Here is a 17,654-nt window from a genome sequence, read left to right as displayed (position 1 = left end):
AACATCTAGTGGCCCAAAATCCGGGTTTACTGTTGCAGATCGAGACGTCCGGCACGCACGGCTGGGACATCGCCACGCTGGCCTCTCTATCCTCGCATCCTCCCTTTTCTCCGTTAACCGATACATCGGCTGCATCTCCGTCGCCTTGGGCGATAATGGACAAATGTTCAAGTTAATCGTGAGGGAGGAGCTCGATATGGCGTCTGCCGATCGTTCCACGTTGTTTATCAATGCGACCGTCCTGGATGGTTCGGAACAAATGGAGTCGCAACCCGATATGGCCGTGACTGTTGAGCGTGGCATCATCACCTGGATGGGACCGAGCGCTGTGGCGCAGGCGCCCGCGGGTGCCGAGGTCATCGACCTGGGTGGTGAGTATCTCATGCCCGGTCTCATCAATATGCACGTGCACCTGTGCGGTCCGGGCAAGCCTGTCTCGGCCGGCGATGCGGGGGCGCTGATGAAGAAACTCGATAATCCCGTTGGCCGTGCCATCGTCCGCCGCATCCTCAAGGGCAGTGCCCAGCAGCAGCTGGCAAGCGGTGTGACCACGGTGCGCGGCGCGGGCGACCCGTTGTTTGCCGACATCGCCGTTCGTAATGCCATCGACGCCGGCAAGTATCAAGGTCCTCGCCTGGTGGCGCCGGGAACGGGCGTTACGGTGCCGGGCGGCCATGGTGCGGGCTTGTTCGCGCAGGTGGCAAACAGTCCCGCCGAGGCAGCCGAACAGGTGCGCGACCTGTATGCGCGCGGTGCCGACGTCATTAAGCTGTTCGTAACGGGCGGTGTGTTCGATGCGACCGAGGTGGGCGAGCCGGGCGTGCTGCGTATGCCGGTGGAGGTTGCCGCGGCGGCGTGCAAGGCGGCGCACGATATGGGCCTTCCGGTCATGGCCCATGTCGAGAGTACCGAGGGTGTGAAGGTTGCGCTTGAGGCCGGCGTTGACACGATTGAGCACGGCGCTCCGTTGACGTCCGAGATTCTGGAGCTGTACCGTGGCACCGCGGGCACGCAGCTCGAGGGGCGTGCGCCCAGCGTTACCTGCACTATCAGCCCGGCGCTGCCGTTTGTATTGCTCGACCCGGAAAAGACCCATTCGACCGATACACAAAAGAAGAACGGCGACATCGTGTGCTCGGGCATCATCGAGAGCGCCCGTGCCGCACTGGAAGCTGGCGTTAAGGTGGGCCTTGGCACGGACTCGAGCTGCCCGTTCGTGACGCAGTACGACATGTGGCGTGAGGTGGCCTATTTTGCCAAGTACGTGGGTGTGAGTAACGCCTTCGCGCTGCATACGGCCACGCAGGTCAATGCCGAGCTGCTGGGGCTGGGCGGCGAGACCGGCACAATCGAGTGCGGCAAGGCCGCCGATATCCTGGTGACGCGCAAGAACCCGCTCGATGACCTGTGCGAACTGCGTGAGCCGGCGTACGTGATGTGCCGTGGTGATCTGGTGCGCAAACTCAAGGTGAAGCGTATTCCCGAGGTGGACGCCGAGCTCGACACGATTATGGCCATGCCGTCCGAGGCACTGGCCGAGGAGCTCGCCCGCGACGGCGTGGCATAGGTGTGACAAAGGGGCAATCCCTTTGTCATAATCAAAAAAGCCGAGGTCTCAGTGCGAGGCCTCGGCTTTTATTTGTCCCATGGTATGGCGGCTAGGAGCGCGTCTCCATCTTGGCGTGGCACTTGGGGCAGGTGACGCGGATCTTGCCCTTGCCCTTGGGGACGGAGAGCATCTGGCCGCAGTTGGGGCACTTGAGGTATGCCGTGGTCTTGCGACCCTTCCACATCTTCTTGGCCGTGCGCTTGGCACGCTCAAAGTCTTCCTTGCTAGTACCGGCTGCGCGCGAGGCGTTGGCCGCTGCAGCTCCGCCGCCCAAGCTAGCTACAAACTTGCCCAAGCCGGGTACGTTTGCAGTCGCGGCGACAAAGGCCTCGTTCTCCTTACGACGTGCGTCGATATTTTTGGATAGGCCGCGCAGCACGCCAATCACGATTACGGCGATGGCAATCCAGCTGAGCCACTGGATGCGGGCTATCGATCCGATCATCGCGATGACGATGCCGGCAAAACCCATCACGATGGTGAGCTCATCGGCACCATTGCGACCCTTCATAAAGTCATTCATGCAAATTGCCTTTCGTTCGATATGCTGCACGCCTTTATACCCGATTTAGAGCAAGGGGGACAGGTTAATCTGCACCAATGTGGTGCAAACATACCTGTCCCCGGAATACCAAGACGGTGCAAAGAAGTTTGTTCCCAATGCCCCAATTACTTGGAGAGCTTGTCGACGACACGTTCGATCTCGGCGAGCTTGGCGGCTTTGAGGTCTTCGTCGCCCGATTCGATTGCCGAAGTCACGCAGCCCTCGATATGCGCCTTGAGCACGTCGGCGTTGATGCGCGCAATGAGCGCCTGCGTTGCCATGAGCTGCGTGGAAATATCGACGCAGTGGCGGTCCTCCTCGACCATCCGCAGGATGCCGTCGATCTGCCCGCGTGCCGTTTTGAGCATGCGGGTCACCGATTTATGGTCTGCCATCATGGCGGGTCCTCGTTTCTGGTCAATCCTTCAACCTCGCCCTCAGTTGCGGTGAAATGGTTCTTGATTGAGGGCTTGGAGCGCTAAAACAGGAACTATTTCACCGCAACTTCTGAAGGGCTGGTTGAGCGGTGGTTGCTGGGCGGCTATGTCGGCCGACAGCGGTGCCTGCTGGTGCGGTAGCAGCTAGGCTGCGGTCACCGAAAGGGCGTGGAACTTCTCGCCCGCGGCCTCGACAGCGGCGGCGAGCTGCTCGGCGGTCACGGTGTCGGCGCACTCCACCTGTACGGTCTGGGTCTCGTGGTCGGCATCGGCATCGGTCACGCCGGTCACGTTGAGCAGTGCCGTTTCGACGGTGGCGTCGCAATGGCCGCACATGAGGCCGGAAGTCTTGATTGTGTATCGCATGGGTATTCCTCTCTGTTGAGTCGGCTTTCCCAGGCACCCGACCTTGACCTTCAAGCCATCGCTCGCGTACCAAAGTACGCGTCGCTCCTCTTTCAGGTCAATCTCGGGCACCTGGAAAACCCATTCTAAATGGACGTAATAGTGAGCCTATTTTGCCACTTTAGGCTTAAAGGTTCGCAGGCGCAGAGCGTTGGAAACAACACACACGCTCGACAGGCTCATCGCCGCGGCGCCAAACATCGGCGAGAGTTGCCATCCCGTGAGCGGGAAGAACACGCCCGCGGCGAGCGGAATGCCGATGCCGTTGTAGAACAGCGCCCAGAACAGGTCTTGCTTGATGTTGCGAATCGTGGCGCGCGAAAGCTCGATGGCGCGGGCGACGTCCATGAGGTCGCTGCGCATGAGCACCACATCTGCCCCTTCTTTGGCGATGTCGGCACCGGTGCCGATGGCAAGGCCCACGTCGGCGCGCGCCAGGGCGGGGGAGTCGTTGATGCCGTCGCCCACCATGGCGACCTTGCTGCCCGCGTCCTGTAGCTCGCGCACATGGCGCTCCTTGTCGGCGGGGAGGACGTCGGCGATGACCTGCGCACGGTTGAGGCCCACGCGGCGGGCGATTGCTTCGGCCGTCACACGGTTGTCGCCGGTGAGCATGCGCACGTCGACGCCGAGCTTGCGGAGCGCGGCGATGGCCTCGGCGCTCGTCTCCTTGACCTCGTCAGCCACGGCGATGGTACCGACGAGCTCGCCGTTCTTGGCAAAGAACAGCGGTGTTTTGCCCTCGGCGGCGAGCTGTTCGGCAAGGCCGGCGGGCACCTTCGCGCCCAGCTCGTCCATCAGGCGTACGTTGCCGGCTGCAATGGCGTTTTGTCCCTCGCGCGCCGTCACGCCACGACCGGGCACGGCGGCAAAGTCCTCGACCATGCGCGCTACGATTCCGCGCGCCTCGCACTCGGCCATAATCGCCTCGGCCAGCGGGTGCTCGCTCGAGCGCTCCAGCGCGGCAGCCAGCTTGAGCAGCGCCTTTTCGCTCATGGCGGGCGAGCCGTCAGTGCGCGTGGCTACCACGATATCGGTCACGGCAGGCTTGCCACGGGTGACCGTGCCCGTCTTATCGAGCACCACGGTGCCCACGCTGCGCAGGTTCTCCAGCGCCTCGGCGCTCTTAAACAGAATGCCCATCTCGGCGCCTTTGCCGGTGCCCACCATAATGGCGACGGGCGTGGCCAGGCCCAGAGCGCACGGGCAGCTGATCACCAGCACGGCCACGGCGGAGGTGAGTGCCTCGTTTATGCTGCCGGTCAGTGCCATCCACACCACAAAGGTCACGGCCGAGATCGCGAACACCACGGGCACGAACACGCCGGCGACCTTGTCGGCCATGCGGGCGATGGGCGCCTTGGTGGCGTTGGCGTCCTCGACGAGCTGGATAATCTTGGCGAGCGATGTTTCGGCGCCCACACGCGTGGCGCGGAAGGTAAACGAACCGGCGCGGTTGACCGTGGCGGCGTTGACGGTGTCACCGGCGGCCTTTTCCACGGGGATGGACTCGCCGGTGAGCGCACTCTCGTCCACGGCCGAGCTGCCCTCGAGTACCACGCCATCGACGGGGATGGACTCGCCGGGGCGCACGCGCAGGACCTGGCCGGGAAGGACGCTGTCGACGTCGACGGTGGTCTCGCTGCCGTCCTCTGCCACGACGGTCGCAGTTTTGGGCGCCAGGTCGATGAGCGCCTCGATGGCGCCGCCGGTTTTGGACTTGCTGCGTGTCTCGAGGTATTTGCCCACGGTGACGAGCGACAGGATCGTGCCCGCGCTCTCAAAATACAGATTGTCCATGCCTGTCATCATGGCCTCGTGGACCTGACCCGCGGCTAATTGGTCGGCCATGATGAACATGGCGTAGAGCGACCAGGCGATGGAAGCGGTGGCGCCCACGGCGATGAGGGCGTCCATGGTGGGCGCGCCGTGCGCGAGCGATTTAAACCCGTTGATAAAGTACGCGTCGTTGACATAGACGATGGGGATGAGCAGGACGAGCTCGGTGAGGGCGAGCGTCATGCTGTGGGTGTGGTCGGTGAAGACGCCGGGCAGTGGCCAACCGAGCATGTGCCCCATGCCTATGTAGAACAGCGGGATGAGGAAGATGATCGAGATGATGAGGCGGGTGCGCATGGCAGAGGCGGCGGCCTCCAATTTTTTGGTCGGCGACTCCATATGGGCAGCGCCGGACCTGGCTTGCGCGCTGCCACTTGAGCCGGCGGCATCGGTGCCCGTGCTGACGGGCGAGGCCGAATAGCCCGCGCGATCGACGGCGGTGCAGATGTCATCGGGGCTGACCTGCGCGGGGTCGTAGTCCACCAGCATGGAACCGGCGAGTAGATTGACCGCGACGCTTTGGACGCCGTCGAGTTTGCTCACGGCGCGGTCAACATGCGCCTGGCAGGCGGCGCACGTCATGCCGCCCACGTCGAACTTATCTTGAGCCATGGCTTCTCCTTTCTGTGACGTAGCGTCGGAAATGTTAACCAGCTGATACTATACACCCATACCCCCTGGGGGTGTCCAGTGGAGATTGAAATGTATGACATTCCGATTATTGGTCGAGGTGATAGCCAGGTCGGCGGACCGTAGCCGGTCTAATGTCTCAATCTGTAACAACTAGACCCGTTTTTGTCGAGTAACTGTTACAGATCGAGACATTGCATCGAGCCACAACTTAACGTCTCAATCTGTAACACCTAAGGACCGTTTTTCCTGCTAGATGTTACAGATCGAGACAGATTGCCCGCGGCCAACTCAAATGTCTTGATCTGTAACATCAAGAGAGGTTTTTGACCCCTTACTGTTACAGATTGAGATGTTGTCTCGCGGGGCTGGGGTTTGTCTCGTTCTGTAACATCTAGACCTGTATCTGCCGAGCTAGTGTTACAGATCGAGACAATTGCCGGGGAGGGGCCCCGTCACGGCAAGACGCCCGCTCCCTAGATACAGAATCCGGGAATCACGCAGGTTCGCTTGTTTGGCTTTTCCGCAGGCGTTGCGTACGTAAAGACGTCGCCGTCGTGCCCCACGCGGTTCATATAGAGCGTGCCTTCGCTCTCCGATGTGTCGGGGCTCACCGTGCGCTCCCACCAACAGGTGTCCTTGCCCTTCCACTGGCGGACCATCGTCTCGTTCGTGGAATACGGGCTTACCTTGAGCTCGCGGAAGAGCTGATACTCCTTGCCCTCGCCGTTGTAGATGTCTGCCAGGTAGTGATAGTCCTCGGCAAATGACTCGGGCGGTTGCGTACCGCACAGCTCGACCATGGCGGGCAGCCAAAGGGTCGCGGGCAACTCGCTCAGACACGATGCACTGTTGGCGGCGCCGACGTTGTTCGAGATCTTCTTAACCTCTTTAATAAGTGCGCGCAGCTCGCTTGGCAGCAGCTTGAGGCCGTCGCTGTCGAGCCATTCTCGCAGTTCGCAATCTGCCCAGCCGGCGTTCAATGCCTGCGTTGCGGCATCGCGCTCGGCAATACCTGCGTCGAACATAAACGTTAACCCGGCCTTGCCCGTCCCGTCCAGAAGCTCATCGTGGCGGATGCCCACAAGCTGCGCGCCAACCTGCAGTCCGTTGGTGAGCGTGACACGCTTGGTACACGGATAGGGGATATGCCCGTCGTCGTCGAGCAGATGATAGCGCTTGGCAATCTCGCGTGCCTCGCTACGGGACTCCGCTGCCTTAATCTTGAGCGAAATCTCCTGCAGCTGATCCCAGGTGTAGTCGTCAAGTGAGCTGCGGATGCCGTCGAGGTAGTCGGGAATGCCAAAGCCATGAGTGGCGGCGCCGATGACGCCGAGTCCCGCGACGGCAGCGGCAACGCCGCCGATGATAAAGCGCCGGCGGGTCATGGTGTCGCGTTGAGCCTGCTCCAGGATTTCTTGTGCGCGTTCAGCGGCGACGTCGACTGTAAGATGGGTGCCGGCATCGATATCGACCGCGGTCTCGTTGCCCATGCCTTCGCTGTCTTTGGATTCGGCGGTGGGGAGGTAGGACGAGAGCACCTCGAGCATCTGCTGCTCGGTGGGACGATCGCACTGCTCGACTGAGATGCCTTTCATAATGATCTGGACGAGCGCTTCGTCGTCATTGCATCGCGGCTCGAGCGGCGCTGGCTTGGTCTTGGTCTTTATGAGGTAGAACGAGCCGGTTGCCGCGGCACCCGTCGACTCGACATCGAACGGCTTGCGACCGCTGTAGAGCTGGTACAGAATGCTCGATAGCGCATAGACGTCGATGGCGGGCGAGCGGCGAAGGGCCGCGATGCCTTCGATATCCTGCGTGAGCATCTCGGGCGCGGCGTATGCGGGCGTGGCAAAGCGCCAGATGTCGGCGCGCCGGGTGATCGTGTCGTCGCCGAGGGCCATGGTCGCGGAGCCCATGTCGATGAGACAGGGGTCAAAGGAGCAATCGGCGATCTGTTGCTCGAGCGTTCGACTGGTGGTGCGGAACATGATATTGGAGGGCGACAGGTCGCGATGGACGACCGGGTTAACGAGCCCTTGGGTCATCAGGAGTGCGCGAAGCACGGCGTTTCCAACGGCAGCCACCATCTGGGTGGTCAGCCCGCCCGAGGCGTCGTGCGGAAGCAGGGGCAGCGCCTGCTTGAGCGAGGTGCCCTCGACCCACTCCATGAGGATGAGCGGGTCATCCTCGCACGATCCGTAGCCATAGACGCGCGAAAATCCGCGCAGGTGCGAGACGGTACACAGATGACGGTACTCCTCGAACAGCGCGGCGGTGTTGGCCAGGTGCGCAGCTGCTTGCTCGGCGGAGCGATCGGGCATCTGGTCGGAAAGGATGGCGTTGTCCTTGAGCAGCTTGACGGCAAAGACCTCGCCGCTCGTGTTGGTCGCGCGCAGTACCTGTCCGATATTGCCGTCGCTGCGATAGGGCGTTTGGAGGATAAGCGTCATGAAACGGCGCTTGGCATCGTCTTCCGCGCTCGGATTGACCGCCACGGCGGTGTCGAATGTGTCGAGACGGATGAGTTTGCTGCCACGAACGGGATCCATAGTGTTCACAACGTTCCTTTGTTTATAGGGGTTGGCCGTATGCTCATACTAAAAGTACGGACATCGATAGAACCTATGATAGACGGCTCTGATGAAAAGTGAATGTTCATTGTCGCAATTATTGCGTGCAGCACGACGCAAACGGCGGAAAGGCGGAGGACGATTGGTCGCCGTCCGCCTTTCCGCGCTAGTCCACAATGACAAGGAATGTCGTGTAGAGGCCCAGATGGAGCCTGTCGCTGTTTTCGATTTCCACCGGGGGATAGACTTTGCCGGGCTCTCGTTGGTCGCGGGGCGGCTCAATCACAATATCGCCGTCGCCCGCGCCCGATTCGAGCACTGTGCCGTTGGTCGACCCAAGGCCCTGGGCGTACCAGTGCCCGCCCTCGAGCCAAATGCGGAGATGCTCGCGCGATGCATCAGCGCCTACATCGGTGATGCTGGGCGAGGTTTTGGGCAAGGACCCAATTACCGTGCCGCGCGGGTCACGCGTAAGGGGGTGGATTTGCATGTCAACGCTGTTTCCGGCGTGCGTCCTAAGCAAGCCGAGGTTGGGAGCGACGGCGCGCGGTTGATCCAAGCTGCTCAAAAAACTACGACCGACGGTGGTCTCGGTGGTGCCAAAGTGCCCGCCCGTCTTGCTGTCGCAAAAGCGCTCGACGGTGGCCACGCCCTGAACGGGATCGGCGAGCGCCCCCGTTGCCACAAAGAGCATAAGGTAAAGCGTGCTTTTCTCGCGCACGGCATTGCCGTCAAAGTTGTCGATGCGATTGAGGGCATTTGCATATAGGCGGCTGTCCAGCTTGTAGCTGGTGAGAGCCGACATCATTTCGTTGGCGGCCGGACCGCGATAGTGCTCGGCGATTGCCCGATAGGCGGACTCGCCGCCGCCGAGCTTGCTGCAGATTGCCGAGGAAAGGTTGAGCGTGGTGACGGTAAAGTCGCTGTAGATGGAGGGCGCGCACTGGTCAGGCTTGCGATGGACGATGTAACGGGTGAGATACGAGCGGTTGGAAGAGCATTTCTCGAGCAAGGTGCTGCCGAGATGGGAGTTTCCATTGATAAGCATTCGGGCGATTTCGAGATGCTTAAGACCGCCGAACGAGCGAATATCGTTATAGAGGACCGAGCAAGGCGTCTCTGCTGCCACGGATACCTCCTTTGATTGCTTCCTAGCCAATATGGCGATAGGAATTAATGCCCCCCCGGTGGGCCACGTATTAAATGGCTGCGCAATATATGGCGTAACCAAAGCAACATTATAGGCCACATGTTCGAAATTGCAGGAAGACTGAGAGATTTGGTTTGGACTGGACGGAAATTCCCCTCTGTCTTGATCTGTAACAATTGGGACCGATTTTGCTGCGTAACTGTTACAGATTGAGACGTTTGTGGGCCGTGTCGACCGTTTGTCTCGATCTGTAACACGTAGAGGAAGATTTGCCCTGTAGATGTTACTGATTGAGACAATCGGCCCAGACTCGCCCGTCCGCCTCGTCATCTGTGGTTTACGTGGGGGCATGCGAAGCACGGGTATACTAACCGCGGCGAATCTGCTCCATCGCTTAGAGCTGCTGCGTCTGGACGGCGCGTGATAGGGCTGCCAAAGCGATCGCCAGCGTGCTGAGCAACGTCCTCTCTGTGCGCACCTGTTTTGTATGTATTAGCGCACTACCAAGCACGCCCGCGCGGCCGCATGCCGCGCTCATGACGCGTGCAGATAAGGAACAACAACATATGCGTAATTCTGTATCCGACGTCACCGACGCCGAGATTCTGGACGAGACCCGCGAGGCTATGGCCCAGGCTGCCTTCGATGCCGCCGATGAGGCCAACGCCGCCCAGGCCGTCGAGTCCGCTACCGAGAGTCTGCCCGCCTTTGACGAGCTGGGCCTTTCCGACGAGATGCTTCGTGCCATCGAGAACCTAGGCTACACGGCGCCCACGCCTGTCCAGGCTGGCTCGATCCCCGTGGTGCTCGAGGGCCGCGACCTGCTTGCCGCCGCTCAGACCGGCACCGGCAAGACGGCCGCCTTTTTGCTGCCGACCATGAACAATCTGGAGCACATCGCTCCTCCCAAGCCCGTGCGCGAGCGCGGCGGCCGCAACCGCCGTCGCGGTGCTAAAAAGCCCGAGGGCAACGGTCGCGGCCCGGTGATGCTTGTCATCACCCCTACGCGCGAGCTTGCCCAGCAAATCGATGAGGTCGCAAGCAAAATCGCCGACGTCACCGGCCATGTCGCCGTGACCGTCGTGGGCGGCGTGAGCTACAAGCCGCAGACCGCGGCACTCAAGTACGGCTGCGATATCCTGGTCGCCACGCCGGGCCGTCTGGTCGATCTGATCGAGCAGGGTGCCTGCCACCTGGACGAGGTTAAGGTCCTGGTGCTCGACGAGGCCGATCGCATGCTCGACATGGGCTTTTTGCCCGCCGTTCGCCGTATTGTGCGCGAGACGCCGGCCGAGCGCCAGACGCTGCTGTTCTCGGCGACCCTCGACGAGGAGGCCGTGGGCGAGATCACCGACCTGGTGAGCGGTCCGGCCCGCGTGGAGATCGCGCCCGCCACGTCGACCGCCGACACCGTCGACCAGTTTGTGTTCCCGGTGTCCATCGAGGCCAAGAACAACCTGCTGCCCGAGTTTCTCAAAAAGGAGGGCCCGGAGCGCACTATCGTCTTCATGCGCACCAAGCACCGCGCCGACAGCTGCTGCCGTCGTCTGGAGCGCAAGGGCATCAAGGCCGCCGCAATTCACGGCAACCGCAGCCAGGCCCAGCGCGAGCGCGCGCTTTCGGCCTTCCGCGACGGCACCGTCGACGTGCTGGTGGCAACCGACGTGCTTGCCCGCGGCATCGACATCAGCGACGTGCGCTACGTCGTGAACTTTGACGTGCCGGCCGAGCCGACTGACTACATTCACCGTATTGGCCGTACGGGCCGCGCCGGCGAGCTGGGCTGGGCCATCACGTTTGTGACCGAGCAGGACGTCGATGAGTTCTACGAGATCGAGAAGCTCATGGACAAGACGGCTGACATCTACGAGGCCGGCGACCTGCATGTGGGCCCCAACCCGCCCGCCGTCGATCCCGAGCGCGACCCTGCGGCCTTTAAGGTGAAGAAGAAGACCAAGCGCGGCAAGTCCAAGAGCAAGAAGAAGCTTGAGCAGGCACGTCGCGACGGCAAGCGCAACGGCGATGACTACGGCGATGTGGCCGGTCGTTCCAACCGCGGTCGCGACGAGCGTCGCGGCGACGGCGAGCGTCCGAGCCGTTCCAAGCGCGGCGGCAAGACCCGCGTGCGCGAGGGCGTTCAGGCTCGCGTGGACGAGGCTGTTGAGAGCGTGGCCCGCGAGGTGGCTGCCGAGGAGCGTGCTGGCGCTGCCGAGCAGACCCCGCGCGGCAACCGTGCCGAGCGCCGTGCCAAGCAGTTCCAGGGCGAAGCGCACCGCCGTCGTCGTGAGGACGAGGACCGTGGCGGTCGTCGCCGTGTTGAGCGTGAGGACGAGGGCCGTGGTTCGCGCGGCGGCAAGCGCGGTGCGGGCGACCGCCGTCGTTCCGGTCGTGATGACGAGCGCGGTGGCCGTGACGAGCGTCGCGGCGGCGAGGGTCGCGGTGAGCATGGCACCCGCAGCGGTGAGTCCCGTGGCGGCAAGCGCTTTGAAGAGCGCGGTGGCCGCGGCGGCGAGCGTCGCGAGGGCGCTCGCGGCAATGGTGGGCGCAGCGGCGCTGGGCGTTCCGGTGAGTCGCGCGAGCGTCGCGATCCGCGTGCCAGCCGTGATCGTCGCGATGACTGGCGCAACTACGACGATACCCGCGAGGAGCGTCGCGGCGGCTACCGTGGTGGTCGTTGCGGCAACCAGGCCGGCTCCCGCGGCGGTCGTGCCGGCGGTCGCGATAATCGTGGCAGCTATGGCAACAGCAGTGGCGGCAAGCGCGGCGGCAGCTCCCGTCGTCCCGGCGACGGCGGCGGCAAGCGCAAATAACATACGTATCGCACGCTAGCGTGAGACAAGCTAAGGGCCCCGAGCAACTACGCTCGGGGCCCTTTTTGGTGCAAAGGGGTCAGAGCAAGGAGTGTCCCTGGGTGCCGGCAGAAAAGGAACGTCCCTAAGTGCCGCATAGCTACCGTTTATCGGAGAATAAATACCGTTCACCGGTCATAATGATTATTCTGGCTTTGGGCTTGTCTACAATAGCTCTCGTAAAAAGAAATGCGGAAGGTTACCGAGTCCCTCGGACGTGGGCCTAACCAAAGTCTTTGAACGGGTGTGTCTCTATGGATGCATTCGCTTGATTTTGGTTGGGCTATATTTATGAAGGGACATGCCGCCATGGGTTTCTTTTCTCGCCTGATGGGCGGTTCGGATGAGCAGAAGACTGCAGCTTCCGAGTTCGAAATCCTCGCTCCCGTTTCCGGCGAGCTTGTTCATCTAGAAAATACCAATGACCCTGCTTTTAGCAGCCGCGCGGTGGGCGATGGCGTTGCCGTGGTTCCCCAAGAGGGAACGGTGTGCGCTCCTGTTTCCGGCACCGTCGCGGCGTTGTTTCCGACTGAGCACGCGCTGGGCATCATGTCCGACGACAGCTCTGCTCAGGTGATGCTGCATATCGGAATCGACACTGTTAAACTTGAGGGCAAGGGCTTCCATGCGCTCGTTGCTCAGGGTGACCATGTCGACGCGGGCCAGCCCCTCGTCGAGGTCGATTTCGACGCGGTTCGCGCCGCTGGCTTCGACCCCACGGTCTTCGTTATCGTGTGCGAGCGCTCGGAGAACTCGACTCTTCGTGAGCATGCTTCCGGCCCTGTTGCTGTTAAAGAGCCTGTCGTCTGGCTTTCCGAGTAAATTCTTGTGGTGGGTACCGTGGTTATCAAGCGAGTTTTCAACAATAACGTCGCAATGGTCACTTCGGACGATGGCTCCGAGCTCATCGTCATCGGCCGAGGCCTCTGCTTTGGCCGCCATGCCGGTGATATCATCGACGAGGCGTCGGTCGAAAAGACCTATGCGCTGCAGGAGGGTACCTCCCAGGATTCTCGTACGATTGACCGCTTGGCACATCTTTTGGAGTCCATCCCCACCGTTAACCTCGTGATTTCCGAGGACATTGTTCAGATGCTTCGTCGAGAGCTCAATGTTGATATCAATGACAAGATTCTCATTGCTCTCGCAGATCATATTAGCCTCGCCCTTGATCGCGAGCGCAAGGGCATTCCGTGCGAGAATCCGTTGCTGCTCGAGATCCAGCAGTTCTATCGCAAGGAGTATGCGCTTGCGGGCCGTGCCCTTCAGATTATCAAGGATTACCTGGGCATCGAGATGAGCGAGGAGGAGCAGGGCTTCATCACCTTGCATATCGTCAACGCTACCATGCCGCAGCGCTCTGACCGTCTGATTGTTTCGGTCCAGCTTGTTCGCGACGTGCTCGCGATTGTTTCCGAGCACTATGCCACGACCCTTGACGTCGCCTCGTTGCCGTACGAGCGTTTCGTTCGCCATCTGCAGTTTTTTGCGCAGCGAGCGCTCGATCCCGCGGCGGGGCAGGTCAATGGCGACGCGCTGTTCCGTATCGATGAAACGGTGTATCCGAGGGCGTTCTCGTGCGCGGAGTCAATTGCCGACCGCTTAGCGTCTACCTATAACGTTGTCGTTACCAATGCCGAGAAGAGTTATCTCGCATATCACATTGTTAACCTGCTTGGAGAATCTGGTCTCTAGGCATAACGTGCCCGCACATCGATTGATATAAGACAAGGCTCATGGTCTTGTCCAGGGCACACCTGTCTTAATTTGCGGAAAAGAAAGGGGAGTACCGCTATGACCGCAAAAAAGAAAGTAAACCTCAAGGCGCCGTTGGAGGTGTTCGCGAAGTCGATCGTCCAGCCGATGATGTATCTCTCGGTTGCCGGCATCCTGCTCATCGTGGGCATCATTCTGACCAACAAGACCATCTGCGCCGTGGTCCCCGTGCTGGGCTCCGGCCCGTTCCAGCTTGCGGGCGCCGTTGTCTATCAGTCGCTGATGTTTATCATCAACAACCTCTCGATTCTGTTCTGCGTGGGCATCGCCGGCGCCATGGCAAAGAAGAATAAGGGCCATGCTTCGCTGATCGCCCTGATGTCGTTCTTCCTGTTCCTTCAGGCCAATAACATCGTGCTCAACGCCACCGGTTCTCTTGCCGAAGCGAGCGGCATGCTCGGCCTTACCGGAACCGGCCAGAGCACCGTTATGGGCATTCAGGTCCTCGATACCGGCGTGTTTGGCGGCATCATTCTTGGTTGCATCACCGGTGCCGTGTTCAACAAGTACTCGAACAAGCAGTTCCCCGTTGCCCTTTCGATGTTCTCGGGCGTTCGCTTTCCGTTCCTGATCATGATCATCATTTCCTGGATCATGGGCGCTGGCTTCTGCATCGTTTGGCCTCCGGTTCAGGGTGCCATCTCCTCCGTTGCCGGCATCATTAAGGAGTCGGGCAACATCGGTCTGTTTATCTACGGCATGCTCAACAAGTTGCTCGTTCCCACCGGTCTGCACCACCTCATCTACACCCCGTTCCAGTTCTCCGATGTGGGTGGCACCCTTACGCTGGGCGATCAGGTTATCGCCGGCGCCTATCCCATCCGTGTCGCCGAGATGGCAATGACGGGCCAGCCCTTCTCCGATAGCACGTATTTCAACAGCTACGCCTTCAACAACCTGTGGCCCTACATCGGCATCGGTCTCGCCTTTATCTTCACCGCCTACAAGCAGAACAAGGACAAGACCAAGGCTGTCATCATCCCGCTGATCATCACCGCCGTGCTTTCCTGCGTGACCGAGCCCATGGACTTCCTCTTTGTCTTTGCTGCCCCTGTGCTCTTTGTCGTCCACTCGATTCTTTCCGGCGTCTTCCTGGTTCTTCTTAAGGTTCTCTCCGTGCCCGCTTCGACTGCAGGCGGCATCATCAACATCGTTGTTTCCAACCTGGTCCTTGGTGTTGATAAGACCAACTGGCCGGTCATGCTGGTGCTTGGAGTTCTCAACGCCGCTCTGTACTTCTTCCTCTTCACCTTCCTTATTAAGAAGCTCAACCTCCACACGCCTGGTCGCGAGGAGGAGTCCGAGCTCGCCGAGTCCGTCGCCGAGGGCGAGGCCGCCGCGTCTGTCGCGGTGAAGCAGGGCGCTGTTGCCGCGGCTCCCGCAGAGGGCGTCGATGCGGGCATTGCCGATCTGGTCGCAGGTCTTGGCGGCAAGGACAACATCGAGGAGCTCGAGAACTGCTTTACGCGTCTCCGCGTGAACGTTAAGAACCCGGACCTCATCGATGAGAACCTCATCAACCACGTGCCCAACAGCGGCATCAACCGCAACGGCAATAATATCCAGATCATCTTTGGCATGAAGGTCGCCGAGATGCGCGACAAGGTCGAAAACGCAATTGAGAAGGAGCAGTAAACAATGATCATTACTCTGTGTGGTGGCGGATCCACCTTTACCCCCGGCATCGTCAAGTCCATCGCTCTGCGCAAGGACGAGCTCGACGTTGACGAGATTCGTCTGTACGACATCAACGAGGAGCGCCAGCGCAAGATTGGCGTGCTCGTGGACTGGATTTTGCACGAGGACCTTGGCCTGGACATCAAGCTCACGGTGACCACCGACAAGGAGACTGCCTTTACCGACGCGAGCTTCGTGTTTGCCCAGATGCGCGTGGGCGGCTATGCCATGCGCGAGCAGGACGAGAAGATTCCGCTGCGTCACGGCTGCGTGGGTCAGGAGACCTGCGGCTGCGGCGGCCTTGCCTACGGCATGCGTACCATCTTCCCCATGGTCGAGCTGATTGACGACGTTGAGAAGTACGCCAAGAAGGACTACTGGATTCTCAACTACTCCAACCCTGCCGCCATCGTCTCCGAGGGCTGCCGCGTCCTGCGCCCCAACGCTCGCATCATCAACATCTGCGACATGCCGATTGCGATCATCGACGTGGTTTGCGCCGCGCTCGATATCGACAAGAAGGACGTCGAGTACGACTACTTTGGCCTCAACCACTTTGGCTGGTTCACCTCGATCCGCCACAAGGGCGAGGAGGTGCTCCCGCAGCTGCGCGAGTACATCAAGGAGCACGAGATTCTGCTGCCCGATTCTTACCTCAAGGGCATGAGCTCGCTGATGTCCAAGAAGCCCGAGGAGGCCACCGACGAGCATCCCGAGCAGAACCGCCACACCAAGGGCAGCTGGTACTACGTCTGGAAGGGCGAGTACGAGATCATGGAGTGCTTCCCGGAGTACCTGCCCAACACGTATCTGAACTACTACCTGCAGCAGAAGGAGTTCGTCGAGCATTCCAACCCCGAGCGCACCCGTGCAAACGAGGTCGAGGAGACGCGCGAGAAGAACCTCTTTGATGGCATCGACCATTACGAGAAGACGGGCGAGATCGACGAGAGCACGTTCTATGCGGGCAGCCACGGCGACTGGATTGCCGATCTGGCCATCGCTCTGAAGAACGATACCAAGCAGCGCTTCCTGGTCATTTGCGAGAACAAGGGCGCTATCCCCAACATGCCCTACGACGCCATGGTCGAGCTGCCTGCCTACATTGGCAAGAACGGCCCCGAGGTCATCAGCCGCGACAACATCCCGCTGTTCCAGCAGGGTCTTATGATGCAGCAGCTGAACTCCGAGAAGCTCATCGTCGAGGCTACGATCGAGGGTTCGTACGAGAAGGCGCTCAAGGCCTTTACGCTCAACAAGACCGTGCCTTCGATGAAGGTCGCCAAGGAGGTTCTCGACGACATGATCGAGGCCAACAAGGGTTACTGGCCCGAGCTTCGCTAAAGACAGAAGGTCTCTGGCACAAAAGAGCCGATGACCGTAAAACTTGATCAATGCCCTGTTCGCGTGTTTGCGCGGACGGGGCATTGCCGTTTTGCGCAAAGGGTTGATATGGGGGTGGGCAGCGCCGTCGCGTCGAGATTGCCCGAGCCCTGCTGTGCCCAGGCGACGCGGTGATTCTGGACGAGCCCTTTACCGGTCTAGATACCGCTGCGCGCGACGCATGCGCCGAGGTCGTGCTCGACTTGCTCGACGGTCGCATCCTGTTGCTTGCCACGCACGATGCCGTCGACGCTCAGGCCCTCAATATCTCGGATATCATCACGCTCTAAATACTTACTCAGCAACAAAAGGATCCGTTTTCCTCCGTCCCCATGGGGTCGGGTATGGTATTCTATCTGCGGGGTAATACTTTGGAATACCAAGTAATACCAACGCCGTAGAAACAAACTCCAGATGCGGGCCAATCGGGTTGCCTTCACAGCCCGTCGCCCAGCCGCGTGGCCCGCATCTATCCGCACCACCGTCGTTTCAAAAAGGAAGCGCCATGGCAGAACACATGACCCCGGTTGTCGCGAAGGTCTTGCCCGAGGAAAAGGCGGCCTTCGCGGCGGCAACGCAGCTCGTAGGTACCACGCCGTCCAACGCCATCCGCATGTTTATCGCCGCGTTTAATCGCTGCGGCACCTTTCCGTTCGACATTTCGCCCAACGGGGCCTTTGGCACTGCGCCCGATTCTCATCAACAATGACTGTCCCAAACTGCCGGCACTTGGGGACGTTCCTTTTCTGCCGGCAGTTAAGGAACGTCCCCAAGTGCCGGGT

General features: G+C 60.6%; 13 protein-coding genes and 1 pseudogene. 8 read left to right on the top strand and 6 right to left on the bottom strand.

Annotation, left to right across the window (positions count from 1 at the left end):
• Window positions 1–196: 196 nt before the first annotated feature.
• Window positions 197–1,567 (top strand): amidohydrolase family protein, encoded by a 1,371-nt coding sequence (locus DXB98_RS02500; RefSeq protein WP_233505066.1) that lies wholly within the window; start codon window positions 197–199, stop codon window positions 1,565–1,567.
• Between the two features lie 91 nt (window positions 1,568–1,658).
• Here DXB98_RS02500 and DXB98_RS02495 read toward each other — a convergent pair whose 3' ends face one another.
• The 6 genes from DXB98_RS02495 to DXB98_RS02470 form a co-directional block, all read right to left on the bottom strand.
• Complete coding sequence (locus tag DXB98_RS02495) at window positions 1,659–2,132, bottom strand: hypothetical protein (protein WP_117734398.1); 474 nt, start codon at window positions 2,130–2,132, stop codon at window positions 1,659–1,661.
• Window positions 2,133–2,278: 146 nt separating this feature from the next.
• The gene (locus DXB98_RS02490) at window positions 2,279–2,551 is read right to left on the bottom strand and encodes a metal-sensing transcriptional repressor (protein WP_117743037.1); all 273 of its coding nucleotides are present in this window, start codon (window positions 2,549–2,551) and stop codon (window positions 2,279–2,281) included.
• A 183-nt stretch (window positions 2,552–2,734) separates the two neighbouring features.
• On the bottom strand, window positions 2,735–2,956 hold the full coding sequence (locus DXB98_RS02485) for a heavy-metal-associated domain-containing protein (RefSeq protein WP_117743036.1): 222 nt from the start codon (window positions 2,954–2,956) through the stop codon (window positions 2,735–2,737).
• A gap of 147 nt (window positions 2,957–3,103) precedes the next feature.
• On the bottom strand, window positions 3,104–5,446 hold the full coding sequence (locus tag DXB98_RS02480) for a cation-translocating P-type ATPase (RefSeq protein ID WP_117743035.1): 2,343 nt from the start codon (window positions 5,444–5,446) through the stop codon (window positions 3,104–3,106).
• Between the two features lie 494 nt (window positions 5,447–5,940).
• Complete coding sequence (locus tag DXB98_RS02475; protein WP_117743034.1) at window positions 5,941–8,016, bottom strand: DUF6273 domain-containing protein; 2,076 nt, start codon at window positions 8,014–8,016, stop codon at window positions 5,941–5,943.
• Window positions 8,017–8,203: 187 nt separating this feature from the next.
• Complete coding sequence (locus tag DXB98_RS02470) at window positions 8,204–9,166, bottom strand: FHA domain-containing protein (protein WP_158553129.1); 963 nt, start codon at window positions 9,164–9,166, stop codon at window positions 8,204–8,206.
• Between the two features lie 587 nt (window positions 9,167–9,753).
• Between DXB98_RS02470 and DXB98_RS02465 the strand changes: the two genes are divergently transcribed.
• From DXB98_RS02465 to DXB98_RS02435, 7 genes and pseudogenes are all read left to right on the top strand, one after another.
• Window positions 9,754–11,997: a DEAD/DEAH box helicase gene (locus DXB98_RS02465; RefSeq protein WP_117743032.1), complete on the top strand. Its 2,244-nt coding sequence runs from the start codon at window positions 9,754–9,756 to the stop codon at window positions 11,995–11,997.
• A 348-nt stretch (window positions 11,998–12,345) separates the two neighbouring features.
• Window positions 12,346–12,858, top strand: coding sequence for a PTS glucose transporter subunit IIA (locus tag DXB98_RS02460; protein WP_158549076.1), 513 nt, complete (start codon window positions 12,346–12,348; stop codon window positions 12,856–12,858).
• Window positions 12,859–12,876: 18 nt separating this feature from the next.
• Window positions 12,877–13,731, top strand: coding sequence for a PRD domain-containing protein (locus tag DXB98_RS02455; RefSeq protein WP_117734490.1), 855 nt, complete (start codon window positions 12,877–12,879; stop codon window positions 13,729–13,731).
• A gap of 99 nt (window positions 13,732–13,830) precedes the next feature.
• Complete coding sequence (locus tag DXB98_RS02450; protein WP_117743031.1) at window positions 13,831–15,447, top strand: PTS transporter subunit EIIC; 1,617 nt, start codon at window positions 13,831–13,833, stop codon at window positions 15,445–15,447.
• Window positions 15,448–15,450: 3 nt separating this feature from the next.
• The gene (locus DXB98_RS02445) at window positions 15,451–16,833 is read left to right on the top strand and encodes a 6-phospho-alpha-glucosidase (protein WP_117743030.1); all 1,383 of its coding nucleotides are present in this window, start codon (window positions 15,451–15,453) and stop codon (window positions 16,831–16,833) included.
• A gap of 125 nt (window positions 16,834–16,958) precedes the next feature.
• A pseudogene (locus DXB98_RS10240) lies at window positions 16,959–17,162 on the top strand (hypothetical protein); the annotation flags it as partial.
• A gap of 215 nt (window positions 17,163–17,377) precedes the next feature.
• Window positions 17,378–17,581, top strand: coding sequence for a hypothetical protein (locus tag DXB98_RS02435; protein WP_117734431.1), 204 nt, complete (start codon window positions 17,378–17,380; stop codon window positions 17,579–17,581).
• Window positions 17,582–17,654 lie beyond the last annotated feature (73 nt).

It is taken from the genome of Collinsella sp. OM07-12 (genome assembly GCF_003438275.1).
In the GTDB taxonomy this organism is placed as follows: domain Bacteria; phylum Actinomycetota; class Coriobacteriia; order Coriobacteriales; family Coriobacteriaceae; genus Collinsella.
Note: the sequence above shows the minus strand (reverse complement) of the source record. Positions and strands in the feature narration are given on the sequence as shown.

Bases quoted from the DNA above. Each gene is read 5' to 3' on its own strand.
- DXB98_RS02500 (WP_233505066.1), top strand. From the start codon at position 197: ATGGCGTCTGCCGATCGTTCCACGTTGTTTATCAATGCGACCGTCCTG.
- DXB98_RS02480 (WP_117743035.1), bottom strand. From the start codon at position 5,446: ATGGCTCAAGATAAGTTCGACGTGGGCGGCATGACGTGCGCCGCCTGC.
- DXB98_RS02465 (WP_117743032.1), top strand. From the start codon at position 9,754: ATGCGTAATTCTGTATCCGACGTCACCGACGCCGAGATTCTGGACGAG.
- DXB98_RS02460 (WP_158549076.1), top strand. From the start codon at position 12,346: ATGGGTTTCTTTTCTCGCCTGATGGGCGGTTCGGATGAGCAGAAGACT.
- DXB98_RS02435 (WP_117734431.1), top strand. From the start codon at position 17,378: ATGGCAGAACACATGACCCCGGTTGTCGCGAAGGTCTTGCCCGAGGAA.
- DXB98_RS02490 (WP_117743037.1), bottom strand. From the start codon at position 2,551: ATGATGGCAGACCATAAATCGGTGACCCGCATGCTCAAAACGGCACGC.
- DXB98_RS02475 (WP_117743034.1), bottom strand. From the start codon at position 8,016: ATGGATCCCGTTCGTGGCAGCAAACTCATCCGTCTCGACACATTCGAC.
- DXB98_RS02485 (WP_117743036.1), bottom strand. From the start codon at position 2,956: ATGCGATACACAATCAAGACTTCCGGCCTCATGTGCGGCCATTGCGAC.
- DXB98_RS02495 (WP_117734398.1), bottom strand. From the start codon at position 2,132: ATGAATGACTTTATGAAGGGTCGCAATGGTGCCGATGAGCTCACCATC.
- DXB98_RS02450 (WP_117743031.1), top strand. From the start codon at position 13,831: ATGACCGCAAAAAAGAAAGTAAACCTCAAGGCGCCGTTGGAGGTGTTC.
- DXB98_RS02445 (WP_117743030.1), top strand. From the start codon at position 15,451: ATGATCATTACTCTGTGTGGTGGCGGATCCACCTTTACCCCCGGCATC.